Origin of the sequence: Enterococcus malodoratus ATCC 43197, from assembly GCF_000407185.1 — a bacterium.
Classification (GTDB): Bacteria; Bacillota; Bacilli; order Lactobacillales; family Enterococcaceae; genus Enterococcus_A; species Enterococcus_A malodoratus.
Window position 1 is genome coordinate 394,547 of record NZ_KE136482.1, and the last position, 17,060, is coordinate 411,606.

The following is a 17,060-nucleotide window of genomic DNA, read 5'->3' on the forward strand; positions in this document are numbered from 1 at the left end:
GCGTAGTCGTGTTAAATAAGAAGAGAGAAATGAATGAGATGAGGCGATCAGAGATGACGATTCGACAACGGCTTTATTTATCCAATTTACTAATGATCATCATGCCGATTGTTTTGACCGGGATCGTTTTAAGCGGATTGTTCTTTATTTTTTCTGATACCTTTGGCAGAAACTTTTTTCACCAATGGCAGGAAAATCGAATATACGCTAAGGAATATGATCAGATTGAAGAGTTAAAGACGAAATTTGATGCGAAGCCGCCAACTGAAAAACAGATGATCGCTGAGGTTGCTCGCATCGATCGCCAATTTCCTCGCGACTATATCAGCGTGCTGGTATACAGCAAGGAACAAAAATTGCTTCATCGCGAGGGACCCTATCAGGAAGACAAAATCGTCAAAAATATGCTGGCTGATCCGCAGCAGCACACGCTGGTAGTCAATAACGTTTTGGTAAATCGGCTTGAGATTGGCGGCTTCCATCTGCTGCTGATCAATCAAAAATATCATATGAATCTAGAAGAAAGGCTCGTGGATAATAAGCAGAAGATTCTGTTTGTGATCGTTTTGACACTGGCTTGTGTGATCCTCTTTGTGCTGCTGACCAATTACCTATTGTCGCGCTTTATTTTCCGGCCGATCAATGACGCGTTAACGGTTCTTTTGAATGGTGCCCAGCAAATCCGGGACGGAAATTTGAGTTGGCGTACGAGCTATCATGAAGAAGACGAGTTTCTTCCGGTTGTGAACAGTTTTAATGAGATGGCTGAAAGGCTTGAGACGATGGTGACCGAACAGGAGAAAACGACCGAAAATCGCAAAGAGCTGATTGCTGGAATTTCTCATGATCTGCGCACACCGTTGACGGCGATCAAGGCCTATGTTGAAGGCTTAGATAAAGGTGTGGCTACAACGCCCGCCATGAAAGATAAATACTTGCGGACGATTGCGAGTAAAACTGACGAACTGACTCATTTAGTAGAGCAGCTGTTTCTTTTCTCCAAAATCGATTTGGGCGAGTACGCGCTGAAGATCAAAACGGTCAATATCGGAAAATATCTGGCGGATGTGATCGAGGGTGTGACAGACGAATACGCACAACGAGGATTGACGATCATTTTAGGAGCGCGTTCTTTTCAGACAAAGGCAGCGATTGATCCAGAGCAGCTGCGTAATGTGATCATGAATATTATCGAAAATACGTTGAAATATGGAAACCAAACCGAAAACCAACTAGTGATTGAGCAATATGAGGATTTGGATCAGGTGATACTGACATTCAGTGACAATGGTCCTGGGGTTCCAGCCGAGCAGTATGAAAAAATCTTCAATGTGTTTTATCGTGGGGATCAGGCGCGGACACAAACTGGGAAAGGCAGCGGATTAGGACTGGCGATTGCGCGACGCGTGGTTGAAAGTCAGAAAGGTACCATCGAAGCAGCACCTTCTCCAAGCGGCGGACTGCAAATACGCATTCAACTGCCGATTCGTTCCGCAGAAAATGAGGACAAAGAGTAAAGCTACTAAAAATATCCATGAATAATGAGGGGAAAAAATGAAGCATATTTTGATTATTGAAGATGATGAGGCGATTGCAGAGATTGAACGGGATTTTTTAACGATTCATGGCTTTGAATGTACCATCGTTCATGATGGGACAGCCGGTGTAAAAGAAGCGTTGTCGCAAGATTATGATTTGATTTTGCTGGATGTGATGCTGCCGAAAATGGATGGCATCGAAGTGCTGCGGCAGATTCGCAATGAGGTTTTGGTTCCGATTCTGTTAGTGACGGCCAAAAATGAAGAAATCGACAAATTACGGGGGCTGGGACTCGGTGCGGATGATTACATCAGCAAACCATTTTCGCCAACAGAACTCGTGGCTCGCGTTCGGGCAAATATTGCTCAATTTGAACGACTGAACAATCAGGAACCTCGCCTTTCGAAGGTTCGGCAGCTTGGAACCGGCGACATCGTGATTCAGCCGGACGCGATGAAGGTATTGGTTAAAGGAACCGAAGTGGTAATGAAGCATAAAGAGTTTGAGCTGCTGCTGTTTTTGATGCAGAATATTCAACGTGTCTTCAGTAAAGAGGAGCTCTATAAGAAGATTTGGGGGATGGAATCAGTTGGCGACATGCGGACGGTGACAGTCCATATCAATCGCCTGCGGGAAAAAATCGAAGACAATCCCTCTGAACCAGTTCATATTCAAACGGTTTGGGGTGCGGGGTATCGTTTTGTGCCTTAAAAAGTTAAGCGTATGAGAATAATCCGTGAAGGCTTGGTCAAATGAACCAAGTCTTTTTCTTTGCATAGAGGGACCGCCAGAATAATTTGGTATAATCGATGTGCATAGAAAAGTCAGAATAAGGAAAGATAAGAGGGGATAAGATGCAAGAAATCATTGAGGAAATTATGGCATACGAACCGTTTACGGAACAAGAAGCGGCGGATAAAAAACTATTTTTAGACAAGCTGCAATTTCAAGAAAATCTGCTGACGCGGGAAAATACGGACTATCATTTTTCTTCCTCCGCGTGGGTCATCAATCCCAGCTATGACAAAGTACTGATGGTCTATCATAATATTTATCAGTCCTATTCTTGGACGGGTGGCCATGCCGATGGTTGTGCTGACCTATTATTCGTAGCTAAAAAGGAATTGGAAGAAGAGACGGGAATCAAGGATTATCAATTGATCCACGAGGGCTTGTTCGCCTTTGATATTTTGCCAGTGCAGGAGCATTATAAGAAAGGGCAGCTTATTAAGGAGCACTATCATATCAATACGGCCTATCTTTTTATGGCAAAAGAGGACCAGATGCTGCATATCAAGGAGGATGAGAACAGCGACGTCAAATGGATCGATGTCGCCGAGTTGGATCAAGCGGTCACTGAAGAAGAGATGCGGCCTTATTACCATAAAATGATGGAAAAGGCACGTTTACTAAAAAAATAGAAACACACCGATCTTTGTAATATACTATTCCTGAATGGAATGGAAAAACAATGATGAACGAGGGGGGACATTATGGATCAGCAAAAATTGCAGCTTTTTCTCGATTTAACGGAAACGTTGAATTATACGGAAACGGCTGAGCGGAATTATATGACCCAAGGAAATGTTTCGAAAAAAATCAGTGCGTTGGAAAAAGAGCTGCAAGTTCCCTTATTTGATCGCAGCAATCGTCAGATTCAGCTGACCGAAGAAGGACGGCTGCTATTGCCGGATATCAAAAGAATCGTGAGGGCTTATCAGGTTTTAACGGATAGCCTGAGCGAATATCGTGAGAAAAAAGAGCGGGTGCTGACGATCCATACGATTCCCACCATGCCCAATTATCGAGGCTTCGATCTATTAACCAATTTTCTGAAGCAGCATCCTGAGATTCATCTGAATTTGAAGGAATCGGAAGCAATGGCGCTGGGAAATTTTGAGATCGAGAAAAATAGGGTCTACTTTTTTCGTTCCTTAAGGGAACAAACCGAAAAAAATTCTATTATTACTGAAAAGGATCGTTTTGTAGCGGTTTTGCCGAAGCGCCATCCGTTAGCCAAAAATGCGGTGATTGCTCTTAGTGATTTGGCAGACGAAAACTTTCTAATCTTAGGGCTGGCGGAAAGTCCTTATTATTCAGTCGAGGAGCTTTGTCGTGAAGCCGGCTTTGAACCGAAAATTACCTATCAAGGCACACGAATCGATTTGATTTTGCGTATGATTGAAGAAGGTTTAGGCGTTTCACTAATCATGGAAAAGTCGTTGGGAAACTCTTTGTCCGATCAATTAGTGACTCGAGAAATCGAACCGACCAATGAGAGTTTTCTGAATTTTTATTTATCCGAAGATGCAGACGCGCCAGCACCAAAAGAATTTTTCCAATTTCTGCAGAGCGAATATTCCAATATGGAATAGTTCCGCCTGAAAGCCGAATTGTATTGTGACATGGGTGAGCCTAAACTTAGCTTATCGAAATGATAACAATCCAAGGAGGCTTTTTTTATGTCTACACCTTATGATTTGCGAAAAGTTTTAGCTGAGCTGCAAGAAATGCCAGGAGAATACCATGAGACGAATCTGGAAGTCGATCCGCATGCGGAATTATCGGGAGTCTATCGTTATATCGGAGCGGGAGGAACCGTCAAGCGGCCAACGCAAGAAGGTCCGACGATGATGTTCAACAATGTCAAAGGCTTCCCCGATACGCGCGTATTGATTGGGATTATCGCCAGTCGTGATCGCGTCGGAAAAATTTTGCATCATGACCCAAAGCATTTGGGACGTTTATTGAAGGATTCAGTGCAAAATCCAGTCAAGCCGATCAAAGTCTCAAAAGCGGAAGCGCCTGCGCAAGAAGTCGTACATTTAGCGACCGATGAGGGCTTCGATATTCGCAAAATTTTGGCTGCGCCGACCAATACGGAATATGATGCGGGACCGTATATTACGATGGGTGTCGTTTTCGGTTCTGATCCTGATAAAACCATGAGCGATGTAACGATTCATCGCATGGTTTTAGAAGATGAAGACACAATCGGCATGTATATCATGCCAGGTGGTCGTCACATCGGCCATTTCCAAAAACAATACGAGACGTTGAACAAGCCGATGCCGATCACGATCAATATTGGGTTGGACCCAGCGATTTCTATTGGGACGACATTTGAGCCGCCGACCACACCGCTGGGCTACAACGAATTATGGGTGGCAGGTGCGTTGCGACAAGAACCGGTGCAATTAGTTGATGGCGTGGCCGTGGATGAAGTCGGCATCGCCCGGTCAGAATTTATTATTGAAGCGGAAATTTTGCCTTACGAAACGATTCAAGAGGATATCAACACCAACACAGGCAAAGCCATGCCGGAATTTCCCGGCTACAATGGCGATGCCAATCCAGCGGTTAACGTAGTAAAAGTCAAGGCCATTACTCACCGCAAGGATCGTCCGATCATGCAGACAACGATTGGTCCTTCAGAAGAGCATGTCTCGATGGCGGGGATTCCTACCGAGGCCAGTATTTTAGACTTAGTCGACAAGGCGATTCCGGGGAAAGTGACCAATGTTTACAATCCTCCTGCTGGCGGCGGAAAATTGATGTCGATCTTGCAGATTCATAAAGAAAATGAAGCAGATGAAGGGATTCAACGACAAGCAGCACTACTGGCTTTGTCAGCCTTCAAAGAATTAAAAACCGTGATTTTGGTGGATGATGATGTCGATATTTTTGATATGAACGATGTAATGTGGACGCTGAATACTCGTTTCCAGGGAGATCAGGATATTATCGTGCTGCCGGGGATGCGGAATCATCCGTTAGATCCGTCTGAACGGCCAGAATACAATCCAACCTCGATTCGCTTCCGCGGCATGAGCAGCAAAACGATTTTGGATGGGACTGTGCCCTTTGATTTGAAGGATGATTTTATTCGAGCAGAGTTTAAAGAAGTACCTGATTGGGAAAAATATTTGAAGTAGGTGAACCAGATGAAAAAGAGAATCGTCATAGGAATCAGCGGAGCCTCAGGAATCGTCTACGCGATCGATTTAATCAAACAATTGAAAGACGATCCTGCGATCGAGACTCACGGGATCATCAGCGATTGGGCAAAGCAGAACTTGAAATTAGAGTCTGATCTAACGCTAAATGAGCTGGAAGGCATGCTGGACTATCATTATAGTAATCGTGATTTGGGTGCGGCAGTCGCAAGCGGTTCGTTTTTAACAGATGGCATGGTGATCGTACCAGCCAGCATGAAAACTGTCGCCGGGATTTCAATTGGTTTTGGCGATAGCTTGATTTCGCGAGCGGCCGATGTGACCTTGAAGGAACAAAGAAAATTGATTCTAGTTCCGCGAGAGACGCCGTTAAATGCGATTCATTTAGAAAACCTGACAAAATTAGCTCGTTTAGGTGTTCAGATCGTCCCGCCGATTCCGGCCTTTTACAGCCAACCTAAAACGATCGACGATATTGTAGCCCATCAATCGATGAAGCTGATGGATGCATTAGGAATCGCAAACCATGTTTCAGGACGGTGGAAAGAAAATGACTAAAACCTTCACCAGCAAGCAGGCCGGCTATCAAATCACTTTGCGGGCTGAATGGATCGGAAATGACTTGATTCTGTGTCTCTTCGGAGGAGATACACCTCATATTGGGACGGTGACTACTTTTTCAAGTGAAAAACAGGTCCAGCGCTTTCCGAGCCATGACGGCCGCTTTCATAAAGACGATGTGCTAGCCGATCTGATTTTTGAAACGATCGCCCCAAAAATACCCGGAAATTGTGTCATTACGGCGGGAGTGCACGTGGACCATATTTCGAAGGAACAAATCGAAGCGGCTTTTTCGATGACCGATGAGCTTGCGGCAGCGCTTGCTCTTTGGCTCGATGGACATACCTTAACAAAAGCACCGCTATATAATTGATTGTAAACTGCCTAATTCTGTTAGGCAGTTTTTTTCTGAAAATTTCTTGCCAAAATGTGACATATGTCCTAATTGGTTTTGACGAGAGGTACTAGAATAAGGGTATAGGAGGTGATAAAGATGATGATCCTTATTCTATTGATCCTTAGTCTTGTCGTGTTGATGGGTGTTAGAAAACAAAGAAATGCCCAAGCAAAATTGCGCTATTGGGAGCGAATCAATGCGCTCGAAGCACAACGGAAACAGCAAATTCTAGCTAAGGCAATCAAAATGCAGCAAGCATCCAATTCTGATAATAATCAAGATTTGAAGAAGGCTAGTTAAGCTTAACTAGCCGATCTTCTGTAGTTGATCAGCAGTTAATTGCTATTATATTTTATTATACGCAATTTCATTCTTAGGCCGTTTCAGGTAAACTAATTGAAAACGGCGAAGGGTAAAAAATCATGATGAAGTACGAGCTGAGAGAACTGCCTAGTTTTTCTGTGATTGGTTTGGAGCAGGAACTGACGGAGCAAAAAAGCACAAATCTAGAACGCTGCCTGTCATTTTGGCCGACGTTTAATCGGCAGCTTAAAAGCAACGGATTGAGCCAGCAAAATGCTGCTTGGACAAAGTTTGCCTTTATGAAACGTCGGGAAGCCCGATTGATTTACTATTGTGCGGTTCCTTTCACATCGAAGGTGCCGGCAAACTTTGTTTTGGAAGAAATACCAGCCTGCAAGTATTTGGTGGTAGAACATCGAGGGGCAATGGCGCACATCTATTCTACTTATGCAGATATTTATCAAGGGCTCATACCGAAACTGGGTCTGTCATTGGAGCAGACCAATTTTTTGCATTTTGAAAAATATGACGAAAAATTTCATTGGAATCGCGAAAGCTCGGTCATCGAGATTTGGGTTCCGCTTAAAGCTTAAAACACTCAAATGAGTGTTTTTTTTTGGAGTTTATTGTCATAGCCAGTCTTTTCTCGTATAGTAATTACAAAGGTTGGCGCAATTCAGGACAAAATCATTTCCTTTTTGGAAGTGTTTACTACAATAGAAGAGAAGATGTCCGTTTTGTCTTTCACAAAGAATCAAAGTAAACCATTTTTAGTGATAATGAAAAATAATCAGTATAGCAGCAGGAAAAACTCATTTTTCAATCAAAAGATGACCTAGGGGGATGAAGCGATGATTGAGTTAACGGGAATTACGAAAGTTTATGGAGAGAAAAAGGCGTTGGATAATTTGAGCCTAACGATCAAGGAAGGCGAGATTTTTGGCTTCTTGGGACACAATGGCGCGGGAAAATCCACCACGATCAAGAGCTTAGTGAGTATCATTGAGCCTACAAGCGGCGAAATTTTATTTGATGGCAAGAATTTGAAGGCGGATCGTTTGGCGATCAAGAAAAAAATCGCGTATGTGCCGGATTCACCGGATATGTTTTTGCAATTGACGGCAAATGAATACTGGGATCTGATCTCGGCGGCCTATGAGTTAAAGGGACAAGACCATCGGCGGCAGGAGCTGATCGAATTGTTTGATCTGATTGGCCATGAGGATGAGACATTAGAAAGCTTCTCCCATGGGATGCGGCAAAAAACGATCATCATCGGGGCGCTGCTGCCTGATCCTGATATTTGGATCTTAGATGAACCCTTGCAGGGCTTGGACCCGCAAGCGGCCTTTGACTTGAAGGAAATGATCAAACGGCATGCGGAAAAAGGAAAAACAGTCATTTTTTCTACCCATGTGTTGGATACTGCGCAGCAATTATGCGATGAGTTAGCTATCTTAAAAAAGGGCGAATTGATTTACAATGGTTCGGTGGACAGCCTATTGCAGGATTATCCAAATGAATCTTTAGAAAGTGTCTACCTCAAGATGGCGGGCCGCCAAGCGGATGGCGATCTGATAACCGAGATTGAGGGGGATGCGCATGAATAGCGGGATCATCAAGCGATTGATTGCGGTAAATATGCTGTATGTCAATCCATCTTCTACGAATCAAATCCGCAAAAAAGGGCGTAAGGGGAAGCAGGTTATCCGCGGGATCATTCAGCAATACCTGTTATCCGGCGTGATTTTTCTAGCGATCTACGGAGTCACGATGGTGATGATCGACTTTGCCAAATTGCCTGGATTTTTCACCTATTATATGACCTTGTTTGCTTTGATCGGCTTTTCCCAATCCTTGTCGGCCATCTTTAATGTCTTTTTTGAAAGCAAGGATTTACAGGATTATCTGTCACTGCCGATCAAACAGAGCGAAGTGTTTATCGCGAAGTTTTTAGCGGTGGGAATGACGATCGTGCCATTTTTGCTGCCGCTATTGATTCTATTTTTCCTGACGGCCTTTAAGAGCGGCTATTCCATCGTGTTTGCGGTGATTGGCGCGATACTATTGTTCTTCATCTTCTTCATCTTGCTGTTCAGTCTTTGCAGCTTGATTGTTTTTGGGATGACGAAGACCAAGCTGTTTCGCCAACATAAAAAATTGTTTACCAGCTTGATGCTAGGATTTTCAATGGTCGTTTCTGTCGGCGGGATTTTGATGATTAATTTTTCTCAGAATACTGTCGATCACTCAGCAGGCATGGTTGATCGACAGGCATTTGCGATCTTCATGCCATTTTATCAAGTGATGCATGGATTGTTTACAGCAAGAGGACTGTTGACTTTAGTTGGCTTGCTCGTCCTAACCGGGCTGTTTTTACTAGCACTTAGATTTTTTGTTGTTCCTAGTTTATATGAACAATTCAGCGATGAAGGGTCCCATACGATTGCAACCACCCGAAAACGTAAACTCAATCAAACGCTGAAGAAGCAGTCGGAAAGCTATAATCATCAGCTGCTGAAAAATCCGAATCTGATCATGCAGGTTCTAACATCGTCATTGATCATGCCGATCGTGATGGTGGGAACTATGGTGACTACCACTCCAGTCAGTCTCAAAACATTGGAACCTAAATTTATGGGAGTCTTCTTCGTATGCGGCATCGTTTTTGCCTGTATTATGTTGAATCAAACCTCCTTTGTCAGCAACCTGATCTCATTGGATCGCGAGAATTTTTCTTTTATCCAATCGCTGCCTTTGTCCATAAGAAGATATTTGCGGCAAAAATTTTGGGTCGGATGCAAGATTCAAATGATGATCGCGGGCGGCGTCGGGCTGATCATCGGACTGGTTTTAAAGATGCCGCTATTCCTGCTTATTCCTTTTTTTGTTGGGATATTATGGGGAACATACTTGATGTCGCTGCATTTCTTCAGTCGTGATTACCGGCTGCTGAATGTGACCTGGACAAACGTCAGCCAGCTGTTCACACGCGGGGTAGGGAATTATGGCCTAATGCTGTGGATGTTCGGAACCTTATTTGTCGGGGCTATCTTGATCGCGTTATATGTTGTCGCGGTCCTGATGGACATCAATCCAATTTTATTAAACGGCGGTGTCGTGATCTGGCTGGCTATTCTGTCAGTCGCGTGGCTGCTGATTAATCGTAATAATTTTTGGCGGAAGTTAAACGACTAACTTATGAAACTAGAAAAGAGTCTCGGTCGAGATTCTTTTTTTTGCGACTAAAAACATTACAAAAATCAAAATAATAAAATTAGATTTTTCTCGTTTTACGATTGATTATTCATGTGTTTAAGATGGCAATAAGATAAAATAAATCAAATCTTATTGCCATAATAATGTGCTGTTTTCGCGGGTTTTCAAATAAGCACTCATTTAAATCGGTGATTAATCAAATATCGGTGACAATTTTTCTGTATTTTTTTAATTTTAAATAAAATTTATGAGATAAATAGGCAGCGCTTTCTAATTTTTTGAAAAGTATTTTGGGTTTGATATAACGTAGTTTTAAGCAATTGGTGAAATGAGATAAAAAAACAAGTGAAAATAGTACGTTTATTCTTTTCTTATTTTCGTTATTTTATCATTTAGTTTCGCTGGCGATAAAATGACCTTGGTCTATGATATTGTAAGACTTTTCAGAATATTCAAGGACTTTCGTGTTTCTTGCGCTCTGTGTTTTTTCATTGTACAGTACTATTTAGGGATTTCTTATATTTAAAGTGTTCTTGTTCAATTAATAACTTATTATAAGATCGAAGCACATTGAGTTAATTAATGCCCTAGATAAAATTGAATAGGAGTGGTTTCAATGTCCAAAGCAGAAAAAGGCATGACGCTTGGCGCTCTGGTCATGATGATCTTTACCTCAGTATTTGGGTTTGCCAACGGACCGGTAGCCTTTTACTTGATGGGGTATGGCTCAATCGTCTTTTATGTCGTTGCTGCAATACTATTTTTCATTCCTTTTGCCCTAATGATGGCTGAATTCGGTTCAACGATCAAAGGCGAAAACAGCGGGATGTATAAATGGTTGGAAGTCAGCGTAGGACCACGTTTCGCGTTTATCGGAACGTTCATGTGGTTTGCTTCATACGTTGTCTGGATGGTGTCAACATCATCAAAAGTTTGGATTCCTTTTACAACAGCATTTGCTGGGAGTGACCAAACACAAAAACTACATATGTTTGGTATGAACTCAACACAAATCGTTGGGATCTTAGCCTGTGTATGGATGATTATCGTGACTTTAGTCTCAATCAAAGGGGTTAAAGGAATCGTCAAAATCACTAGCTTAGGTGGTTTAGCGGTAACTAGTTTGAACGTTGTTCTTATTGTGATTTCAGGTATTATTTTGGTTGCTAACGGTGGGCATTTGGCTCAACCTTTCGACCACATTTTACATTCTCCAAATCCTAGTTACCAAAGTCCAATCGGTTTGTTAGGTTTCGCGGTATTCGCGATCTTCGCTTACGGCGGTCTTGAAGCTGTTGGTGGGATGGTTGATAAAACACGTAACCCAGAAAAAACGTTCCCTAAAGCGGTCGTACTTTCTGCCTTGATTATTTCAATCGGTTACGCATTAGGAATCTTCCTTTGGGGCGTAAGCACCAACTGGCAAGATGTTTTATCAGGCAACACAACAAACTTAGGAAATATCTCTTACGTAATGATGAACAATTTAGGGGTTGAATTTGGTAAAGGTATCGGCCTTAGCCAAGCAGCTGCTATCAGTATGGGTAACTGGTTTGCTCGTTACACTGGTTTAGGAATGTTCTTGGCGTATAGCGGCGCGTTCTTTACTTTAACGTATTCTCCATTGAAGACGTTGATCATGGGAACACCGAAAAAATTATGGCCTAAGAAATTTACTGAACTAAATGAAAACGGCATGCCAAGTACAGCAATGTGGGCACAATGTGGGATCGTTGTTGCAATCATCTTGATTGCTTCATTCGCTACACCAGACCCATCTGCGTTTTATAACATTTTGACTTTGATGGCGAACGTTTCAATGACATTACCATATTTGTTCTTGATCTATGCGTTCCCTAAATTCAAGAAAAAAGATGGCTTGGATCGTCCATTTGAAGTGTACAAATCTCATGGTATGACGATGGCTATCAGCGTTGTAGTCTTCCTATTAGTATTGGGTGCGAATGTCTTCACGATCTTCCAACCAATCATCGAAGGCGCCGGCGTTCGCGATACACTTTGGATGATCGCAGGTCCGGTCGGATTCTCAGCTGTTGGTATCATTCTTTACCAAAACTATATCCGTCGTTCAAAAGCTGAACAATAAAAAATTCTCCAGCGAATATTCGCTGGAGTTTTTTTTATTCTGCCGGCTTCAAAGCGACCGCGAAATCGATTCGATTGATTCGGACAGTTATATACCCTTGAACCAGCAGCATGCAGATAAACAGGACCAGACTGGCAATTGCCAGACTTTGGAAAGTGATATGAGGCAAGTATTGCTGCTGATCGGTCGAGACCATGGCCGTATAAGCCGTTAGAAAAAGTTTGCCAGCTGGTAGCCCCAGCAGCCAGCCAAGCGCTGTTAATAAGGCTGTTTCCAAAAAAGATAATAAAAAGATTTCCCGCTTCGTAAAGCCAAGAACTTTCAGAGTAGCGAACTCAATAAAACGTTCAGAAAAGATCAGCAAATGACAGTTCATCATAATAGTGATTCCCAAAACCAATGCCGCTAAGATCAATAAAGAAACAATCATTAAGATACCCTCGATCAACTTTTGCGAATCCTTGAACTGCTGCTGCTTTTCATTTTTGCTGGCAATCAGAGGCGAGGCGGCTAGCTGATCCTTTTCTCGTAGTAAAAGGCTCTGGGGTTCGAAGGCTTGCCCGATATCGTTCCAAGTATTTTCCGAGAAGAATAATCCTTGTGGTGCAGAAAGCGGAACAATTTTTTTAATATATACAGGAATAATCTGCTGCTGCAGTTTGATGTAAAGAGTATCCTTTGCCTTTACATTCAGGCTTTTTGCCAATGCTTCAGATAGACCGACCTGATTAGCAGTTAGATCCTCCAGATCGAGTTCGGGCAATTTCAGCTGGTCTCCATCTGAAACAATCGTGGCGATTACAGCCTGCTCTTTCGAATCCTGCAACAGTTTGACAGATTGCTGCTCCAGCCACTGATGATCAGTAGTTATGGTTTTAGCGACCGCGTTTTGCTCTTGGTGATCTAAGGACTTTTTAAAGCTGATTTTTTCTTCGTAACGATAAGTGTCATTAAAGATAGAATTTAAAGAGAAATCAATGGAATCTTTGATCCCAAGTGCGGCGATCAATAAAAGCATGCAGCCAAGCGCGCCGAAAACCCCAAGTATAGCCCGGCGAATGTTTCTTTGGATATCTCGCAGCGTCCATTGTAAAGCAAAAGGCAGGTAAGACCAGAGCTTCGTTTGTTCCAGCCAGACCCGTTTAAATCGTTGATTTGACTGCCTTTGCATGATTGTCGCCGGCAGTTGACCGATCAGCGGCAGTACAGGAATCAAAGTGATCAGCATACTGAATAAAGTGACGAGCGCGACAATGGCATAACCAAGCGTGGTCTGGACTTCCAACCATTTGGGAACCGAGAATTGATTGCCGATAGCTGATAATAAAGCAGGGGAGAGCAATTTTGGCCCTAAAACGCAGCCGCTAATCGACCCTAAAAAGGTCACGATCACGCCAAAGGATAAATAATGGAGCAAGATCGTTCGACGGCTGAACCCTTGTGCTTTCAGTGTGGCGATTTGCAGCTGCTGCTGTTTGACGAAGCGCCGCATCGTCGCTTCAAGTGTAATTAGTGTCAACAACAAGAATAGACTTGAAAAAAGAAAAGCCAATCGCTGAACCTGAGTGACTCGATCAAAGAAAATCGAGAGTCCGCTGCTATCGCTTGTATGACTCAATCGCAGATAATCAGCGTCCCAGATATCTGATAACTCTTTTTCCAGCCACGGCGTGTTGTTTTCTTTGTTTGTTTTCAATAAAAGCTGACGCGTCGGGTAGACCGGCAAGGAGTTAATTTGCGACTCTGACATGTAAGCATAGCCGGATCGTTTATGATTTGGCAGCGGCTGATCGTCACTTTCTGTATGATAGATAAACTCTGGCTGACGAACGGTTCCTAAAATTTTATACTTTTGCTTCTCAATCAAGAAAGACTCTCCAAGCTGATACTTATTTGCTTGAAAGAAATCTTCGTCCAGCCATATCCCATCCTGATCCGACAGCTTGGCCCCGTGAATCACTTGCGGTCTGCTAAGACGAGAGTGGTTAAAGGTCAGAAAGGTCAAAGAAAGATCATCGTTTTGATAATGTCCGATCGAGCGTCGAGCGACTTTCTTAATGGTGGTCAGCTCTTTCGTTCGCTGCTCTTTTTGATCATTGAAAGTTGTGAGGGACAAGGTACTATCAGCCAAGTGACTGTTCTGTGAAAACTGTTTTCCAGTTGCGTCCATTTGCTGACTCAGATGGAAAATACCGGTAAAAATAAACAGACAGATAAAGCTCATTAGAAAAACTGAGAAGAAGCTGATCCAGTTTTTTCGCAGATCACGGAAGGTTTTACGAAACATTACCACTTCACCTCATCGATCTGTAAAGGATGCTTTTGACGAGTATTTTCAATAATTGCGCCATCCTTTAAGTAGAGTACCCGATCTGCGATTTGGGCGATCGAGGCGTTATGAGTGACCACGATGATTGTATGACCGTGGTTGACTGCCATGTCCTTCAGTAGGTGCAAGACCTGTTTTCCTGTTTCGCTGTCTAAAGCACCGGTGGGTTCATCGCACAAAATAAGCTGCGGATTTTTGCAAACGGCTCGAGCGATCGAAACACGTTGCTGCTCGCCGCCAGAAAGCTCCTGAGGAAAGTTCATTAAGCGATGAGAGAGCTGAACCTTCTCTAATACGTCCTTAGCCTGAAATGGATTCTCAGCGATTTTTTGAGCAATCGCGACATTTTCTAGGGCTGTTAGGGTTGGGATCAGATTATAAAATTGGAAAATGAAGCCGACGTTTTTACGCCGATAATCCGTTAGTTCGTTTTCTTTGTAGCTGTGAATCGGTTCTTGTTGAACAAATAATTCCCCGCTTGTTGGTTGATCCATCCCGCCTAAAAGGTTCAACAGCGTTGTTTTGCCGGAACCGCTAGGGCCTAAAATGACGGTAAACTCGCCTTTGTCCAACGAAAAGGAAACATCAGTTAGCGCAGGTATTTCTGCTGTTGCTGTTCGATAACTCTTTTTTAGCTTTGCTGCTTGAATGTATTTCATATGATCCCTCCAAATTGAACACTGTGTTGATTTTTTATGTTCCCTAGTTTAAGCTGAAAGCAGTAGTTGAACAACGAACAATAATCCAGCGAGTGTTCAAAAGTTAACCACTTCACGAGCAAGTGTTCAAAGATTCAACAAATCAAGTCAAATTGTTGGGGGAAAATATGTCGAATAAAACGGATCGAACAAAAATGCATATCATTCAGACCTTTTTTGAAATGATGAATGACATTGGTTTCGAAAAAATTACAGTAGCGAATCTATCGCAACGAGCAAAAATCAATCGCGGAACCTTCTACCATCATTTTCCAGATAAATACGCGGTCTTAGAAGAGGTGGAGGATGAGATCTATTCAAATTTTGAACAGGTCTTGAATGATCATGTCGGCTGGGCAGTGACGGAAAAAATCGATGTCTATGGTCGGGAACAAGTAGAAAAATTCTTCAATGAGGCTTGTTCGTTCGTAATGAATTTCCTGTATGAGCGAAAAGAGACTGCCCAAACACTGTTGGGGGAGCACGGGCGCCCGCAGTTTATTGAAAAATTAGAACGCGCCTACATCTCAGCAGTTCAAAAAAAGATTCGGTTAAGTTCCCATGAATTTAGCGAAGTGGAAAAACTGCAGCAGGAATTTATCTATTTCGGTGCGATCGCAATCGTCAAACGCTGGATACGAAACGGCGCGAAGGAGTCTCCTAAAGAAATGGCTCAGGTCATCTCGAAATGTATGACGACTCCGCCAATCGAGATTTTTGAAACGATTGAACGAGGTGGATCAACTACTAGGTAGGGAAATAAGTTACAAAGTGTTGACATAAAACTTGCAGGTTAATGGAGATTGAAATGGACAAAGGGTGCTTTTCAGAATGTGTGGATTACTAGTATTGCTTTAGCTGATGAGGTTCGGGATCAAGCAGGCCTTTTTTCGATTCTTAGAACGGACGGATTTTACGAACCATTTGGCTTCTTGGCTATTTATGGAATCAGATGTCTGTTATTTTAAACATCCCATATCGGATTATTTGACATCCAGTATCTTGGCTACTTTGATTCGCTTGCCTCTCGAGTGGAAACTGATCTCATGCAAGCGCTGATTTGGAAGATGATTACGAGATTGTGCTACGGATTGGTTCTGGGATTGCTGCGTTGGAAAACAAAGAATTGCTATTCGACGATGTTGTTACATGGAGCGATGAATACTTTTGGTCGATGATTTTCTAATATAAAACGTTGTTAAATCAATAAATACAAGGTTGACAAAGACTTTTGACAAGTGGAAAAGGCCTAATGATAAAGAGTTTTGCTGGTGAGGATTGGTGGGAAACTTTATGGTGAGGATGAAGGAGCGGATGAAATGAATTTAAGCAAGCAGATTAAAAAATTAAGAGAGACGGCGGGATTTTCTCAAGAGGAATTATCGGAAAGGATCTACGTTTCGCGCCAAACAATCTCCAATTGGGAAAATGAACGGAGCTATCCAGATATTCATAATCTGTTATTGTTGAGTGTTCTTTTCGACGTGACTTTAGATGAACTTGTCAAAGGAGACGTGGAAACGATGAAAAAAGTGATCAAAAAGGATGAGATGGATAAGTACAGTTACATTATGATGGGGACGATTGGAGCAGCAGCGATTTCATTTGGCCCAGCTTGGAAGTTTTTAGGCGATAAAGGGCTAGTGATCCCTTTAGTTCTTTGGATGGTCGGTATGTGGGCAGCGATCAAAATCGAAAAAATCAAGAAAGAAAAGAATATCAAAACCTATAAAGAGATTGTCGCTTACATGGATGGGGACAATGTCGAAGAAAAGCGGCAGGAGCGCAGCTTAGGGAAGGACCTACTCTCAAAAACAATGATCGTTATTGTTTTTACCGCTGTAGTTTTAGTCGTGGTTTTAGCAAGTATGTGGATAAGCGGAATGTTTTAGGAAACAGGATTAAGTGTCTAGAAAGGTGATTAGATCAACCTTATAGGCACTTTTTTTTG

Annotated in this window: 17 protein-coding genes; 15 read left to right on the plus strand and 2 right to left on the minus strand. The window is 42.7% G+C overall.

The window, feature by feature from the left end; all coding sequences use genetic code 11:
* Window positions 1-8: 8 nt before the first annotated feature.
* From I585_RS11775 to yjeM, 12 genes are all read left to right on the plus strand, one after another.
* On the plus strand, window positions 9-1,517 hold the full coding sequence (locus tag I585_RS11775) for a sensor histidine kinase (protein ID WP_244265992.1): 1,509 nt from the start codon (window positions 9-11) through the stop codon (window positions 1,515-1,517).
* 37 nt (window positions 1,518-1,554) lie between these two features.
* Window positions 1,555-2,250, plus strand: a complete 696-nt coding sequence (locus tag I585_RS11780) for a response regulator transcription factor (RefSeq protein WP_010742007.1) — start codon at window positions 1,555-1,557, stop codon at window positions 2,248-2,250.
* Between the two features lie 143 nt (window positions 2,251-2,393).
* Window positions 2,394-2,960, plus strand: coding sequence for an NUDIX hydrolase (locus tag I585_RS11785; RefSeq protein ID WP_010742008.1), 567 nt, complete (start codon window positions 2,394-2,396; stop codon window positions 2,958-2,960).
* Window positions 2,961-3,032: 72 nt separating this feature from the next.
* The gene (locus I585_RS11790) at window positions 3,033-3,914 is read left to right on the plus strand and encodes a LysR family transcriptional regulator (protein ID WP_010742009.1); all 882 of its coding nucleotides are present in this window, start codon (window positions 3,033-3,035) and stop codon (window positions 3,912-3,914) included.
* An 87-nt stretch (window positions 3,915-4,001) separates the two neighbouring features.
* Window positions 4,002-5,474 (plus strand): UbiD family decarboxylase, encoded by a 1,473-nt coding sequence (locus I585_RS11795; protein WP_010742010.1) that lies wholly within the window; start codon window positions 4,002-4,004, stop codon window positions 5,472-5,474.
* 9 nt (window positions 5,475-5,483) lie between these two features.
* Entirely contained in the window at window positions 5,484-6,053 is a 570-nt protein-coding gene (locus I585_RS11800; protein WP_010742011.1) for a UbiX family flavin prenyltransferase, read from the plus strand.
* Window positions 6,046-6,429 carry a prenylated flavin chaperone LpdD gene (gene lpdD, locus I585_RS11805; protein ID WP_034709146.1) on the plus strand — a complete coding sequence of 128 codons (384 nt, stop codon included), beginning with the start codon at window positions 6,046-6,048 and terminating at the stop codon, window positions 6,427-6,429. Before I585_RS11800 ends, lpdD begins: the two co-directional genes overlap by 8 nt.
* 120 nt (window positions 6,430-6,549) lie before the next feature.
* Complete coding sequence (locus I585_RS11810; RefSeq protein ID WP_010742013.1) at window positions 6,550-6,753, plus strand: hypothetical protein; 204 nt, start codon at window positions 6,550-6,552, stop codon at window positions 6,751-6,753.
* Window positions 6,754-6,875: 122 nt separating this feature from the next.
* Window positions 6,876-7,349 carry a GyrI-like domain-containing protein gene (locus I585_RS11815; protein WP_010742014.1) on the plus strand — a complete coding sequence of 158 codons (474 nt, stop codon included), beginning with the start codon at window positions 6,876-6,878 and terminating at the stop codon, window positions 7,347-7,349.
* 258 nt (window positions 7,350-7,607) lie between these two features.
* Window positions 7,608-8,366, plus strand: a complete 759-nt coding sequence (locus I585_RS11820; RefSeq protein ID WP_010742015.1) for an ABC transporter ATP-binding protein — start codon at window positions 7,608-7,610, stop codon at window positions 8,364-8,366.
* Window positions 8,359-9,954, plus strand: a complete 1,596-nt coding sequence (locus tag I585_RS11825; RefSeq protein WP_010742016.1) for a hypothetical protein — start codon at window positions 8,359-8,361, stop codon at window positions 9,952-9,954. The genes I585_RS11820 and I585_RS11825 overlap by 8 nt, the downstream gene beginning before the upstream one ends.
* A gap of 637 nt (window positions 9,955-10,591) precedes the next feature.
* Complete coding sequence (gene yjeM / locus I585_RS11830; protein ID WP_010742017.1) at window positions 10,592-12,082, plus strand: glutamate/gamma-aminobutyrate family transporter YjeM; 1,491 nt, start codon at window positions 10,592-10,594, stop codon at window positions 12,080-12,082.
* Between the two features lie 34 nt (window positions 12,083-12,116).
* Here the strand turns inward: yjeM and I585_RS11835 are convergent, their stop codons facing one another.
* Together I585_RS11835 and I585_RS11840 are read right to left on the minus strand one after the other, a co-directional pair.
* Window positions 12,117-14,369 (minus strand): ABC transporter permease, encoded by a 2,253-nt coding sequence (locus I585_RS11835; RefSeq protein WP_010742018.1) that lies wholly within the window; start codon window positions 14,367-14,369, stop codon window positions 12,117-12,119.
* A complete protein-coding gene (locus I585_RS11840; protein ID WP_010742019.1) occupies window positions 14,369-15,070 on the minus strand; it encodes an ABC transporter ATP-binding protein in 702 nt (233 codons plus the stop codon). Before I585_RS11840 ends, I585_RS11835 begins: the two co-directional genes overlap by 1 nt.
* A gap of 167 nt (window positions 15,071-15,237) precedes the next feature.
* Here I585_RS11840 and I585_RS11845 point away from each other — a divergent pair, with 167 nt between their 5' ends.
* The 3 genes from I585_RS11845 (at window position 15,238) to I585_RS11850 (ending at window position 17,001) form a co-directional block, all read left to right on the plus strand.
* Window positions 15,238-15,864, plus strand: coding sequence for a TetR/AcrR family transcriptional regulator (locus tag I585_RS11845; protein ID WP_010742020.1), 627 nt, complete (start codon window positions 15,238-15,240; stop codon window positions 15,862-15,864).
* Between the two features lie 312 nt (window positions 15,865-16,176).
* A complete protein-coding gene (locus I585_RS22910) occupies window positions 16,177-16,287 on the plus strand; it encodes a CPBP family intramembrane glutamic endopeptidase (RefSeq protein WP_244266006.1) in 111 nt (36 codons plus the stop codon).
* A 141-nt stretch (window positions 16,288-16,428) separates the two neighbouring features.
* The gene (locus I585_RS11850; RefSeq protein ID WP_010742021.1) at window positions 16,429-17,001 is read left to right on the plus strand and encodes a helix-turn-helix domain-containing protein; all 573 of its coding nucleotides are present in this window, start codon (window positions 16,429-16,431) and stop codon (window positions 16,999-17,001) included.
* Window positions 17,002-17,060 lie beyond the last annotated feature (59 nt).

Excerpts from the sequence above, each read along its gene's own strand:
- I585_RS11810 (WP_010742013.1), top strand. The coding sequence starts at position 6,550 with ATGATGATCCTTATTCTATTGATCCTTAGTCTTGTCGTGTTGATGGGT.
- I585_RS11815 (WP_010742014.1), top strand. The coding sequence starts at position 6,876 with ATGATGAAGTACGAGCTGAGAGAACTGCCTAGTTTTTCTGTGATTGGT.
- I585_RS11820 (WP_010742015.1), top strand. The coding sequence starts at position 7,608 with ATGATTGAGTTAACGGGAATTACGAAAGTTTATGGAGAGAAAAAGGCG.
- yjeM (WP_010742017.1), top strand. The coding sequence starts at position 10,592 with ATGTCCAAAGCAGAAAAAGGCATGACGCTTGGCGCTCTGGTCATGATG.
- I585_RS11845 (WP_010742020.1), top strand. The coding sequence starts at position 15,238 with ATGTCGAATAAAACGGATCGAACAAAAATGCATATCATTCAGACCTTT.
- I585_RS11835 (WP_010742018.1), bottom strand. The coding sequence starts at position 14,369 with ATGTTTCGTAAAACCTTCCGTGATCTGCGAAAAAACTGGATCAGCTTC.
- I585_RS11850 (WP_010742021.1), top strand. The coding sequence starts at position 16,429 with ATGAATTTAAGCAAGCAGATTAAAAAATTAAGAGAGACGGCGGGATTT.
- I585_RS11780 (WP_010742007.1), top strand. The coding sequence starts at position 1,555 with ATGAAGCATATTTTGATTATTGAAGATGATGAGGCGATTGCAGAGATT.
- I585_RS11840 (WP_010742019.1), bottom strand. The coding sequence starts at position 15,070 with ATGAAATACATTCAAGCAGCAAAGCTAAAAAAGAGTTATCGAACAGCA.
- I585_RS11790 (WP_010742009.1), top strand. The coding sequence starts at position 3,033 with ATGGATCAGCAAAAATTGCAGCTTTTTCTCGATTTAACGGAAACGTTG.
- I585_RS11800 (WP_010742011.1), top strand. The coding sequence starts at position 5,484 with ATGAAAAAGAGAATCGTCATAGGAATCAGCGGAGCCTCAGGAATCGTC.
- I585_RS22910 (WP_244266006.1), top strand. The coding sequence starts at position 16,177 with ATGATTACGAGATTGTGCTACGGATTGGTTCTGGGATTGCTGCGTTGG.
- lpdD (WP_034709146.1), top strand. The coding sequence starts at position 6,046 with ATGACTAAAACCTTCACCAGCAAGCAGGCCGGCTATCAAATCACTTTG.
- I585_RS11795 (WP_010742010.1), top strand. The coding sequence starts at position 4,002 with ATGTCTACACCTTATGATTTGCGAAAAGTTTTAGCTGAGCTGCAAGAA.
- I585_RS11825 (WP_010742016.1), top strand. The coding sequence starts at position 8,359 with ATGAATAGCGGGATCATCAAGCGATTGATTGCGGTAAATATGCTGTAT.
- I585_RS11785 (WP_010742008.1), top strand. The coding sequence starts at position 2,394 with ATGCAAGAAATCATTGAGGAAATTATGGCATACGAACCGTTTACGGAA.